Annotated in this window: 7 protein-coding genes; 4 read left to right on the forward strand and 3 right to left on the reverse strand. The window is 68.5% G+C overall.

The genetic code is table 11. The features are described 5' to 3' along the window. Nucleotides 1–71 precede the first annotated feature (71 nt). From ACZ4M5_RS27535 to ACZ4M5_RS27550, 4 genes are all read left to right on the forward strand, one after another. A complete protein-coding gene (locus ACZ4M5_RS27535) occupies nt 72–1,439 on the forward strand; it encodes an MFS transporter (protein ID WP_467740517.1) in 1,368 nt (455 codons plus the stop codon). A 592-nt stretch (nt 1,440–2,031) separates the two neighbouring features. Continuing rightward, nucleotides 2,032–2,769 carry an alpha/beta fold hydrolase gene (locus ACZ4M5_RS27540; RefSeq protein WP_467740519.1) on the forward strand — a complete coding sequence of 246 codons (738 nt, stop codon included), beginning with the start codon at nt 2,032–2,034 and terminating at the stop codon, nt 2,767–2,769. Nucleotides 2,770–2,973: 204 nt separating this feature from the next. After that, the gene (locus tag ACZ4M5_RS27545) at nt 2,974–6,372 is read left to right on the forward strand and encodes a S8 family peptidase (RefSeq protein WP_467740521.1); all 3,399 of its coding nucleotides are present in this window, start codon (nt 2,974–2,976) and stop codon (nt 6,370–6,372) included. Nucleotides 6,373–6,834: 462 nt separating this feature from the next. Beyond that, nucleotides 6,835–7,299 carry a MarR family winged helix-turn-helix transcriptional regulator gene (locus tag ACZ4M5_RS27550; protein WP_467740523.1) on the forward strand — a complete coding sequence of 155 codons (465 nt, stop codon included), beginning with the start codon at nt 6,835–6,837 and terminating at the stop codon, nt 7,297–7,299. Nucleotides 7,300–7,590: 291 nt separating this feature from the next. On the opposite strand, the gene ACZ4M5_RS27555 is transcribed toward ACZ4M5_RS27550, so the two are convergent. The 3 genes from ACZ4M5_RS27555 to ACZ4M5_RS27565 form a co-directional block, all read right to left on the reverse strand. Next, nucleotides 7,591–7,770, reverse strand: a complete 180-nt coding sequence (locus ACZ4M5_RS27555) for a hypothetical protein (RefSeq protein ID WP_467740525.1) — start codon at nt 7,768–7,770, stop codon at nt 7,591–7,593. A gap of 87 nt (nt 7,771–7,857) precedes the next feature. Next, nucleotides 7,858–8,280 (reverse strand): Ohr family peroxiredoxin, encoded by a 423-nt coding sequence (locus ACZ4M5_RS27560; protein WP_467740527.1) that lies wholly within the window; start codon nt 8,278–8,280, stop codon nt 7,858–7,860. Between the two features lie 284 nt (nt 8,281–8,564). Then, nucleotides 8,565–12,380, reverse strand: coding sequence for a S8 family serine peptidase (locus tag ACZ4M5_RS27565; RefSeq protein WP_467740529.1), 3,816 nt, complete (start codon nt 12,378–12,380; stop codon nt 8,565–8,567). Nucleotides 12,381–12,751: the final 371 nt, after the last annotated feature.

Genomic DNA, 12,751 nt, shown 5'->3' on the forward strand with positions numbered 1-12,751 from the left:
GCTCAGCTCCCTTCGACACGGACCTCCGTTCAGTCCGCGCTGCCCGCAGACCCACCAGAAAAGGACCGCACATGGCAATGACGCCTGCGACCAGGCACCACCCGAGCGACCCCCAGCCTGCTGCCGCGGACCACCGTGAGCGCCGCCGCCTTCACATGAAGCTGAAGCTGGCCACCCAGATAGGGCAGGGCATCGACGGGTACATCATCGGCGGCATCGGCATGGCCATGGCCGCCCTCACCACCGATCTGCACCTCTCCACCTTCATGCAGGGGCTGGTGGGCGCCTCCCCGCTCATCGGCATCTTCATCGGCGGCCCGCTCTTCGGTCGGCTCGCGGACCGGTTCGGGCGACGCCCCGTCTTCCTTTTCGACATGCTGATCTTCCTGATCGGCTCGGTCCTGCAGTTCTTCGTCGCCGACGGACTCCAGCTCTTCCTCATCCGCCTGGTGATGGGCGTGGCCATCGGAGGCGAGTACGCGATCGGCGCCCCGCTGCTGTCGGAGTACGCACCTCGCAAGGGTCGCGGCCGGCTCCTCGCCAGTCTGGAGATCAGCTGGTACGTCGGCTACGCGCTGGCCACCGTCGTCGGTGCCCTCTTCGCGGACGTCGACGGAGGCTGGCGTTGGTCGCTCGCCAGCAGTGCGGTGATCGCCATGGTGTGCGTGGCCCTGCGCGGCGGCGTCCCGGAGTCGGCCCGATGGCTGCTCAGCAGGGGACGCAGGGAGGAGGCCGAGGCACTGATCGGGAAGTACGGCATCGAAGTCGATGTCGACGCCGAGATCGAGGAGTCCGCACAGCCGCAACGAGAGGGCTTCCGGGCCCTGTTCAGCCGACGCCACCTGCGCAGCACCGTCTTCGCCAGTGTCTTCTGGGCGGCGCTCGTCCTGCCGTACTTCGCCATCGGCACCTTCTGGACCCCGGTGTTCGAGGCCCTGAACATGGGGGACAACGCCGTCGCCGCCTTGCTCGTGTACTCCTTCACGGCCGTCGCCGGTGTGACAGCGGGCTGCCTGGTCGTGGACCGCATCGGGCGCCGCCGACTGCTGATCCCACCGTTCTGGATCACCGCGGGTTGTCTCGCCATGGTTGCGGTGTGGCCGTCCTCCACCCCGGTCGTCGTCGGCGGATTCCTGTTCTTCATCTTCCTCAACGCCGCCTCCAGCGCGCTGACCGCGATCTACCCCTTGGAGGTGTTCCCCACGTCGTTGCGGACCACCGGCGTGGGCTTCGCCACCGCCATGAGCCGGGTGGGCGCCGCCATCGGGACCTTTCTGCTGCCGATGGGCCTGGACCGCTTCGGTGCGGAGTTCGTCCTTCTGGTCGGTGCCGGTGTCCTCGCCTTGGGCGGCCTGGTGTCCCAGTGGCTCGCACCCGAGACGACGGACATGGACCTGGCCACGGCGGCTCGCGTCGCGCGAGCTGAGGGGCAGGGCTGACCCGCGGGCCTGCGAACGGCCCGGAGGACCCGGCTTCCACGCCGGCGGTTACCGGACGGCGGCCGGCCTTGCCGAACGCTGCGCCTACCGGTCCTCGGGATCGGTCCGCGTGACGCCCCCTGATGTGCGGCGCCTGTCGGTGGCGGTACCGCGAGAATCGCGCTGCCCGGCTCCGAGTGGGTCTGCCCAGGGTTCGATCCCGGGGTGCGGATGGGGCCGAGCGAGGCGCGCGGCTCGGCCGTCTCGTCGACGCCGTAGCTCATCTCGAATCGGGCCTGCCCCTTCCGTCGCAGGCGCGGCGCCTCCTCCGACCGGGTGGTGCCTGCCGCAGTGACGGTGGTGACCCGCGCCCGGCATGTCGGTAGCCGATGTCCCGAAGGGGCACCAGCCCTTGTCGCGAGCGAGGCGGTGTGCCGCCTCGCTCGCGAGGCCCGGGGAGCAGGCGGCGGGCGGCGGGCGGGGATGGGTACAGAAACCATCGCGGGAGATTAACTTGCGTACAAGATAATCGCGCACTAGTGTTTGCGGAGCAAGAGGCCCGGCCCCGTCGAGGGCCTGACCGTTCGTTCCCGAGCGTTCGAGGAGTGCAGTGATGAGTGGTCAGAACATCTCTCAGAGCAAGCCGACGGTGGTGCTGGTGCACGGTGCCTTCGCGGACTCGTCCAGCTGGAACGGTGTGATCGAGCGCCTGCGTCGGGGCGGCCATCCCGTCCTGGCGGTCGCCAATCCGCTGCGTGACCTGGCCGGCGACGCCGACTACGTACGCAGCGTCCTCGAGCACGTGCAGGGCCCTGTCGTGCTGGCCGGCCACTCCTACGGCGGCGCCGTCATCAGTGCAGCCGCACACGGCTCGTCCAAGGTCAAAGCCCTGGTCTACATCGCCGCCTTCATCCCCGACCAGGGTGAGAGCGCACTGGAACTGTCCAACATGTACCCGGGCAGCACGCTGGGCCCCACCCTGGACGCTGTCCCCTTCCCCCTGCCTGACGGCGGCACCGGAACCGATCTCTACATCAAGCCCGACAGGTTCCACGACCAGTTCGCCGCCGACACCCCCACCGGCATCGCCGGCCTGATGGCCGCCACCCAGCGCCCGGTGGCCGCCTCGGCTCTCGAAGCCCGAGCGTCCGCCGCCGCCTGGAAGGCGATCCCCTCCTACAGCCTCATCGCCACCGAGGACCGCAACATCCCCCCGGCGGCCCAGCGCTTCATGGCTGAGCGCGCCGACGCCCACACCGTCGAGATCAAGGCGTCCCACGCCGTCACCGTCTCACAGCCCGACGTCGTCGCCCGGATCATCGAACAAGCTGCTCAGGACATCGTCCGCTGATCAGGTCCGGCGCGACGGCCGACACGGCGTGAGCGATCCTCCCTTCCTGCGGCGACATCGCGGCATCTGCTCTCCGGCTTGGTGGACGCGCTGCTCTCCACGGCAATGACGGGTGCATGAGCCACATGTGCTTGATTGGGCAACTACCCACTGCTATAGACGTGAGGTGCAGGAAGTCGCACCACCAAGTCGACCATGCGACCCATGAGTTGGCGCAAGGTGGAAGAGCGAGAGGGAAATGTGAAACTCAAGTCCATGAGCACAATGCTCAGTTCGGTCATCGGGATGAGCATGGTGCTCGCCGCCGGAACCCCGTCGGCGGTGGCCGAGGTACGTGCCGACCCTGATGCGGCGACCCAGACGGCGGCTTCCGCTGCGACCTTGGAACCTGCATCTCGGGCCCCGGGCCGATCGCCCGACGGTTCGGCTCACCGGTGGATCCAGCTGATCACCGGTGACCGGATCTCGGTCGATGCCGAAGGCGACGTCGTGTCCCTGCGCCCTGCGAAAGGGCGTGAAGGCATACCCGTGCGGGTGGAGACCACCGGCGGACACACCTACGCCGTACCCGAGGACGCACGGTCTTCGATCGCCCGCGGCCGTCTGGATCGCCGGCTGTTCGATGTGACCACCCTGAGCGAACCCGCCAACGCGAAGGGCGGACTACGGCTCATCGTGATGTACGAGTCGGCTCGTCCGGTCGTCAGGACGGCACTGCGCTCCGTCCCTGGGACAGAGGTGCACCGCACCTTGTCCAGTATCAACGCCGACGCCATCACCACGCCCGCGAGCGGCAGCGCGCGGCTGTGGTCCGAGATCACCGACGGACCGGCTCGCGCCACCGACCGCACTGTCGCGGCCGGTATCGCATCGGTGTGGCTTGACGCCGTCGTCCAGGCGGACCTGGACAAGAGCGTGCCGCAGATCGGCGGCCCGGATGCTTGGGCGGCGGGCTTCGACGGGACCGGCTCACGCATCGCCGTCCTGGACAGCGGTGTCGACGCCACCCACCCGGATCTCGCCGGCCAAGTGGTCGCAGAGCGCAACTTCTCCGATGCACCGGATACAAGGGACCTGTACGGTCACGGCACGCATGTCGCTTCCATCGCGGCCGGCACCGGCGCCAAGTCCGACGGCAAGTACAAGGGAGTGGCTCCCGGAGCCCGCATCCTCAGCGCAAAGGTCCTCAACGACACCGGCAGCGGGACCATGTCGCAGGTGATCGCAGGGATGGAATGGGCCGTCGGTGAGAAGGCGGACATCGCCAACCTCAGCCTCGGTCACTACAACGGTCAGGAGACCGATCCGATGGAGGCGGCCGTCAACACATTGTCGGCCGAGAGCGAGACCCTTTTCGTCATCGCCGCCGGCAACACCGGCGACCAGGGACCGGGCTCCGTCACCACGCCCGGAAGCGCGGACGCCGCTCTCACCGTCGGCGCGGTCGACAAGCAGGACCACCTTGCCGCCTTCTCCAGCGTCGGTCCGCGCAACGGTGACGGAGCCATCAAGCCCGACCTGACGGCGCCCGGAGTGGACATCGGAGCCGCCTCCGCCAAGGGCAGCCGTCTGGAGGGATACGGCCATCATGTCGCCGAGGGCTATGTGGCACTCAGCGGCACCTCCATGGCCAGCCCCCACGTCGCCGGTGCCGCAGCGGTCCTGGCCCAGCAGCACCCCGACTGGGACGGCGGTGACCTCAAGGCCGCCCTGGTCGGTTCGACGACTGCGGGGGAGTACTCGGCGTTCCAGCAGGGATCGGGCCGGGTCGACCTGCACAAGGCGATCGAGCAGAGCGTCTTCGCTCGTGAGGCATCGCTCTCGTTCGGTATCGCCCAGTGGCCGCACACCGATGATCAACCGCTTGCCAAGAACCTCACCTACCGCAACACCGGAGACGCTCCCGTCACCCTGAAGCTGACGGTGGACGCCACCGGCCCGGACGGAGAACCGGCTCCCCGCGGCATGTTCACCGTGGACGATCAGGTCACTGTCCCGGCCCACGGACAAGAGACGGTGAAGGTGACCGTGGACACGCGGACCGGCGATGTCACCGGAGCGTTCACCGGACGAATCACAGCCACCGGCGGGGGACAGACGGTAGGCACCGCGATGGCCGTGGAGCGCGAGTCGGAGCACTACACGGTCACGCTCAAGACGCTCGACCGCACAGGCAAGCCGGCCGCGTCCTGGGCCGCGACCCTGGCAGGTCTGACCGGACCCGACAGGGGATTGTCCACCGATCTGTCCGCGGCGAGGGACTCGGTACGCCTTCCCAAGGGCCGCTACTTCCTCAACAGCTTGATCCGGTCGGAGTCGCAGGGCGCCACCACCCGCGGCGTGGACTGGATCAACCAGCCGAGCCTCGAGGTAACCGAGGACATCACGGTGACCGTGGACGCCCGGACCGCCGAGCCCATCGACGTCACTGTCCCGGATCGTTCCGCGTACCAGACCTGGGGGCACTACGGCGTCGCGAACGATCTCCCCGACGGAACCATGGCCGGTTTCTCGTACATGACCGCTTCCTTCGAGGACTTCCGCACGGCTCACCTCGGCCCGAAGGGCTACCCCGGGGACAAGCTGAGCCAGCAGCTCTCACTGTCGTTCTCCACCGGTGCCACGGGTGAGGACGAGTACCACCTGGTGTATCTGCCGGAGGGCGACGAGTACTTGACGGGGTTCACCCACCACACCAGGCCCCGGGAGTACGCGGAGGTGGAGCAGTCGCTGGGAGCCGCGGCCAAGAACAAGTCCGGTTTCGTCACTCCGACACCCGTGCAAGGCGGTTCCGGCTATGGCGCGGAGCATCCCCTGCCTTACCGGGGCACCCTCCACCTGCTGTCGACCGACACCTCCTGGTGGATGACCTTCAAGCAGATCGACGCGAACGGCGCCTACGAAACCGCCTACGGCGCGCCCGCGCGCACGTTCCGGCCCGGCCATTCCTACAAGCAGGAATTCAACGTCGGTGTCTTCGGACCGGACCTCCCGAACGGCCGTGCGGGTCTCTTCCGCGCAGACGAGGCACTGGACGGCGACCTTCCGCTGTTCTCGGATCGCAGAGGAAACAGCAGTGACAACCAATCGCCCATCGAGAGCTCGCGTACTTCCGTCTACCGCGACGGCGAACTGGTCAGGACGAGCATCTACCCGATGGACCTGTTCTACATCGCCGACCACGAGCGCGCCGACTACCGGGTCACGGTGACGGTCGACCGCGGGGGGGTGGCGGACGTATCGACGAGCCTGACCACGAGCTGGACGTTCACCTCCGAGTACGCGCCGGGACGGACGGAGATCCCCACTTCCGTCGTGCGCTTCACTCCCGCGCTCTCCCTTGAGAACACGAGCAAGGCAGGGGTCAGGGTGCGCGTGCCTGTGACTGTGAAGGGCTCCGCCGCGGGGCGGAACCTCGGGGCCTTGACCGTGTGGGCTTCCTATGACCGGGGAGAGCACTGGCGGGAACTGCGCGTGCACAACGGCAGCGTCCAGGTTGTGAACCCCAAGGCCGGGGGCAGTGTCTCCTTCAAAGCCAAGGCCGTTGACCGACAAGGCAACACGGTCGACGAAACCATCATCGACGCCTATCTGACGAAGTGACCCGCGGCGCCCTGAGCGCGGAGGGGTAGAGCCCGTGAAGGCCGGGCCGAGGCACATGTGCCTCGGCCCGGCCTTCATCGCAACCCGGCGAGGCCGGAGGTGCCAGGACGGGGAGCCGTCCACGGGGGACCCTGACGACGGCCGTCGCGCCGCCGGATCACGACGAAATGTGATGCGGCCCAACGGACGGGGGGCCGTTGAGCCGCGACTCACACATTGCTTCAGGGTGCCTGCCGCTTCCGCCGACAGAAGCGGCAGACACCACCAAGCATATAGTTGAGCAAACAAACGACGGTCCGGCAAGCGTGCGCGCGTGCCCTTGCGCGGCACGAGACGTCGCCCTCCTGGAGCCAGCAGTGCACCGTGGCATCATTTTGCTTCGCTCAGCAATATTGTCCAAGAGTCGGCCCAAGTCGGCCGTGTCCGGTAAAGATCTTTTACGGAGCAAGTAAAGTAGGGGTCATGTCACGCCTCGTACCGCAGCCGGAAGCGCCGAAGCCGCTCAGTCCGGACGAAGAAGCCGTCGTTCGATCGCTCAGCCGTGTCATCTACACGCTGCCTCGCGCGATCGACGCCGACATGATCCGTGAGCAACGGCTCTCGCTCATCGAGTACCTGGCGATGGCGCATCTTTCCGAGGCTCCGGACAGGCAACTGCGCATGAGCGATCTCGCTGCCGCCATCGACATGTCGCTCAGCGGCATCACGCGCCTGGCGAGCCGGCTGGAGGCCCAAGGCCTGATTCGGCGCGTGAGGTCGACCGAGGACGCTCGCGGTTACCACGCCATCCTCACCGATGAAGGCTTTGCCCGTCTCGAGAAGGCGTGGCCGACCAACTTGGCCGCCGTGCGCCGCCATTTCCTGGATCACCTCACAGGACTGGACCTGAAAAAGCTCGCAGTCGCCTTGCGCAACATCGCTACGTGACGCCCGCCGAGCCTCGACCCGGCGCGGTTTCCCGCGCCGGGCGACCTTCGGGAAGGCGTCCGCGACTTCCGGCTTGTCAGAAGATGTGCAGGAAGCACCCGATCGTCACCACGCCGGCGGCGGCGATCGATGTCAGCTTGACGATGAGCCTATGGGGCTGCAAGAGCGCACCTCTTTCGTGAAGCGCCGTGAAGCCGAACCTCAGCGCGCCGGGTGTTCATAGTCGTGTCTTGCCGCCATACCCGCGTTCCCCAGTGGGTCCGTCGACCCGATCGACGAGGAATCCGCAGGTCACAGCCCTCCCATGCGGATGAGCCACCAGTCCGGGTTGTAGGCCCCGCTGGCCGTATCGTGCTGCGTGGCCGGCCGCTCCTCTGTGGTGTCCTCCAGCCGAATGGGCTCCGGAAGCTTCGAGAACCGCGGGTTGCGTCGCACCTGAGCGGCATCGGCAGATTCGCCTTCGTGCTCCATTTTCGACATCTCCTTGAGCGCGGTAGAGGTTGCGCGGCCGAAGGGTCTGCCGCACAGCGGGCCCGATCGAACCGGGCCCGGGGGTGGTCAGACGGCGACCGCGTGGATGGTGACGGGTATGTTGCCGCGCACCGCCTTGGAGTAGGGACAGATCTGGTGGGCTGCGGCAGCGAGCTCCTCGGCCTGCTCCTGACTGACGCCCCCCACCTGAAGATTGAGTACGGCGGCCAGGGAGAAGCCCTCCTCGCCGTGCTGGAGCGTCACGTCGGTGTCGATCTCCGTGCTGGCCAGCCTGATCCTGCGCTCGGCGGCGGCGAGCCGGACCGCGCCCAGGAAGCAGGCCGCCCACCCCGCTGCGAACAACTGCTCGGGGTTGGTCGCCGTGCCCGCGCCGCCGAGTTCCTTCGGCAGCGTTAGATCCGTCTCCAGCAGGCCGTCATCGGACCTGGCGCGACCGCCGTTGCGGCCCTCTCCGGTGACCTTGACGTGGGCGGTGTAATCGTTCGACATGGAATGGCCTTTCGGGAAGGGGAGAGGAGTGCAGCGTCACCGCCGCGTCACCGTCTCGATCGGTGACGCCATACTGGCGGACCGTGTCGTCACCTGTCAAGCCGGTGACGATGAGGGTGACTGGTGCGAGCTGCTGGGCGGAGCCTCCACCGCCGTCGGCAACGCCGGGACGGTCCTTGTCGGCCCTGCCGTGGGTGCCGCCCCGGCCGGCCCAGCCGCACGACGGCGGCAAGGCCGAGGACGTGTCTCCGGTCACCCACGGCCGGAGACGGAGAACCCTCTCTTCACCTAGGACCGGGGTGCAGGTAGGCGCGATCGACCTGCTGCTGCACGGTGTTGCCGTCGGCATCCCTGGCGGTGACGCGCAACGTCACATAGGCATTCCCGCGCAGATGTGCCGGACGCTCCACCGCGGCGGTGTACCCGCTTCCCTTGCGCGCGGTCACGGCGGCGGCCCAGGACCGCCCGCCGTCGTACGACGCTTCGACCTTCACGTGCACGCCACGCGGCTGCGCCATGCCGTCCTGCATGCGCACGGAGAGCCCCAGGGTGTGCTTTTCGGCCCGGCTCACAGCGTTCCGGGTGTCGACCGGTACGTCGTAATCGAGCTGGAGCAGCGGCAGCCGGGACTCGCTCGGGGTGGTGTCCGACCGGAACGACCACGAGGTGCGGGTGGTGACGCCGTAGGACCAGTCGCTCGGGTCGCGGGCGGTGGTGAGATCCAGCCGGTAGTCGGCGTGACCCGCGGGCACTTCGATGTCGCCCCAGGCCCCTTCGTCGGACGCGGCGATCTGCTCACCGTTGCGGTACAGCCGTGCTGTGGCCACGTCGGGCTGGGAGCCGAGGAAGGGAATCTCGGCCGGCGAGAAGTGACCGCTGCCGGAGTCGGTGAACTCGGGGATGAACACAGAAAGGGTGTTACCGACCCGGACCGAGGGCCAGGCCGCGTCGCGTGGGATCGACGGCCGGATCACGGCGCCGAACCATCGTTCCGTTACGCGCTGGCCCGGGTGGTAGGAGCGGGGACGGTCCTGCATCCCGACACGAAGCGTCTCATCGGGCCGGTCGATGATGTTGTGGTGCACGACGTGCCTCCACAGAGTGTCCCCGCCGCTGATGTACTCGACACGCGTCGCGTCCAGAGGGACATAGCGGCTGTGCTGGTTCCAGGCGGTGTCCTGATAAGGCCTCCACGCGAAACGCTGCTCACTCCCCCAGGTCGAACGGCCCGTGCGGCTGTAGGAGACGTGAGCCACGGCGCTGTTGCGCAGGGAGACGGTGTGCACCAGGTTCGCCGGTATGAACCCCTTCGACACCTGCGCCACGTCGTAGAGGTACGGGCTGCGCACGGTGCCGGAGACGTCGAGCGTGGCCGAGCCCTTGCGCGCCCGTTCCAGCAGGGCGGTGCCTTCCTCGAACGAGATGCGCACGGTGGGCACAGCCGTCCGCGGGCCGTCCGGACGCCACCTGGTCCAGGGAAGTTCACCCGGGGGCCACACCAGCAACAGGGCTTCGGCGCCCGCCGCCCCGGCCTTCTGCGCCAGCCTCCGGGTGTCATCAGCGATCGACTGAACGCGGACCACGGCCGTTCTGCCGCGCGCGCCGCCGAACGCGGGGGCCGTCGAGGTGCCCGCGTCCACGGCGGTCAGGCGCGCGCCGTGTTCGTCGAAGACGGCGGAATCCTGGTCGTAGTAGGGAGAGAGACCGAGCGCGCGACCGGACACGTGCATCCGCAGCTGCGGGGCCGTCATCTGCCACCGTGAGTGGAACTCGAAGGTGCCGTCGGTGACCGGAGCGACACGGCTCACGTACAGGTGCTTGACGAGGTCGAACATCAAGTGGCCCTGAATCAGCCCACGACCGTCGATCCGCCGGTAGAAGGTGGTCCCCAGTACGCCTCGCTGCTCGGCCGGGCGAGGTGTACGGATCTTCACCTCCGTGACGTCGGAGGCGTCCAGGGTCACCGTGGTGTCCTTGGTGACCACGACGTCAGGACTGACGAGCTCACCCACCTCGGCACCTTCGGTGCTCTCGTCCTGGAAGCCGGAGGTGACGTGGTAGGTACCTTCTTCGACGACCGCGACAGCCGCGTCCCGGTCCGTGTATTCCACGAATCCGTTCCCCTCGGTGGCACCCCATATGTTCGGTAGCGCGCCGGGCACCACGCGTCCGTCGCGGTCGCGGTAGACGACGGTCAGCTTGTGCTGCTTGCCCCTGACGGCGAGGGACACCGTGGTGTGCGTCAGTACGCTGCCGTCAGCCGACGTGGCGGTGACGTATCCGTAGTATCGGCCCCGGGGGGCCTTCGCGGCGTCGACCCGCACGGGGACCTCGGTTCTGGCGCCGGGCGCCAGAACCACGGTCCTGGACCCGAGGCGGACGACGTCATCCGCAAGCGCGCGCCCGGAATCGGTGGCCAGCCGGACCGACAGCGTCAGCACCAGGGGTCGGTCACCGCCATTGGTGTAGCGAATGGTGCCTGCCGGCTTCTGCTCGCCGCCCCCGCTGCCGGCCTCGAGAGGCGGCAGGGCGACGGATCCGGTGGCTGACAGGGAGCCCATGGCGGCGGCCAGGTCCACGCGTCCGCCGCCCTGCTCCGTCACCTTGGTGCGGGGCACGGTGCGGGAAGTGCTGACCAGAGCGTCCTTGAGCTGCCGCGCTCCCCAGTCCGGGTGCTGTTGCGCGAGCAGCGCGGCAGCACCGGCCACATGGGGAGTCGCCATCGAAGTGCCGGATGCACCGGTGTAGTAGGCGTCGAAGGGCTTGCCCATGGTGGTCCCGGCAGCGCGGGCGGCAACGATGTCGACGCCGGGCGCGGTCACGTCAGGCTTGACCGCACCGTCGCCGAGGCGCGGGCCACGGCTGGAGAAGGAGGCGAGGGAGTCGTCGCGGTCGACCGCGCCGACGGTCAGAGCCGCGTCGGCCGCGCCTGGCGACCCGACGGAGGAAGGACCCGACTCACCCGCGTTGCCGGCGGCGACGACGAAGAGGGTGTCCGTGGAGGCGGTCAGAGTGTTGACGGCCCGGCTCATGGCATCGGTGCCATCGGCCGGCCCGTCCGAACCGAGACTCATGTTGACCACCTCGGCGTGCTGCGCGGCGGCCCACTCCATGCCGTCGATGACGGCGGACTCACTGCCGTAACCGTCGTCACCCAGCACCTTGCCGATCAGCAGGCCGCTGCGTGGCGCTACACCCCGCCGGGTTCCCGAGGACGCGGCACCGGTGCCGCCCACGGTCGATGCCACGTGTGTGCCATGGCCGAAGACGTCCCTCGTGTCCACGCTGGTGGAGAAGTTCCTGGTCTCCATGATGCGACCGGCCAGGTCGGGGTGGTTCGCGTCGACTCCGGTGTCCAGGACGGCCACCTTGACGCCCTGACCCTCGTAGCCGGCTTTCCAGGCGGCAGGCGCGTTGATCTGCGCCGTGCTGCGGTCCAGTACGGCCCGCACCCTGCCGTCCAGGAGAATCTGCGGAGTGACGGCCGCACGGGCACTGTCCGTTCCCGCAGTGTTCAGGGTCTTCCAGAAGCGGCCCAGATCGTCACCGGCGATGCGCATCGACCGCGCTCCGATACTGCTCAGCCTGCGCGTGGGAGCCGTTGTCGTGTGCAGCGCCACCAGCCGGTCCGCGGTGACCCGAGCGGTCTTCGCCGCCCCCGCAGCGCTCCTGGCCCCGTCGGGGGAGGGCCGCGAGGAGACGATCACCGGCAGTGCGGACATGTGGGCGTCGTCGTAGCCCTGGGCCACCAGCTCCGTCACGTTGAAGAGCCGACGGTCCAAGGTGCCCGAGGTCACCAGAGCCTCGGCGTCCGAGGGCAGGACGATCAGCGCTTTGTCATCGCCTTCAAGAGTCCGGAAGGAGATGCGCTCACGACCGGGGCCCGGTTGCACCGACGCGGTGCGCCGCCCCCCGGGCAGGGAGGTGACGGTCACCCGGTCACCGGTCAACAGCCGCACGGTGGCGGACGCCACCTGCTCGTGGCCGCCGGTGAACTCCTTCGCCTCGTTCGCCCCGGTGCTGGACGAGGCGGGTGCCACGCCGCCGAGTGTCACCACCAGCACCGTCGATATCGCCGCGGACAAGCGGAACCATGCCATCAGTCGAATGCCTTTCGCACAACACGAGATCACGTGTGTAGGACAGACTCCGTGCACACGGCGGGCATGTCAGCACCATCCGCTGGCGTAGAAGTGACATGTCGCAACGGCGACAGGCCGGTGGACCGCCGCCGCTGTGCAGCCGCTCGTCGCGGCAGTCACCCGGCATCCGTGCGGTCGGAAAGCAGGCCGGCCCGGTCCGGCCGGCACCGTCCGGGCTTCCGGCGGGCGACGGGTCGTCCACGGGCAGCACCGATGAACGGACATGGCGCGAAAGCCGCCATGACGCGGTCACCCGGTGGGCGTCGAGCCGGGCACGTCACGCGGCGTGGCAGGGCTGGTGCTCGGCTACCAGCCCTGCTGCGCACCGC

It is taken from the genome of Streptomyces sp. NPDC026246, from assembly GCF_055567995.1.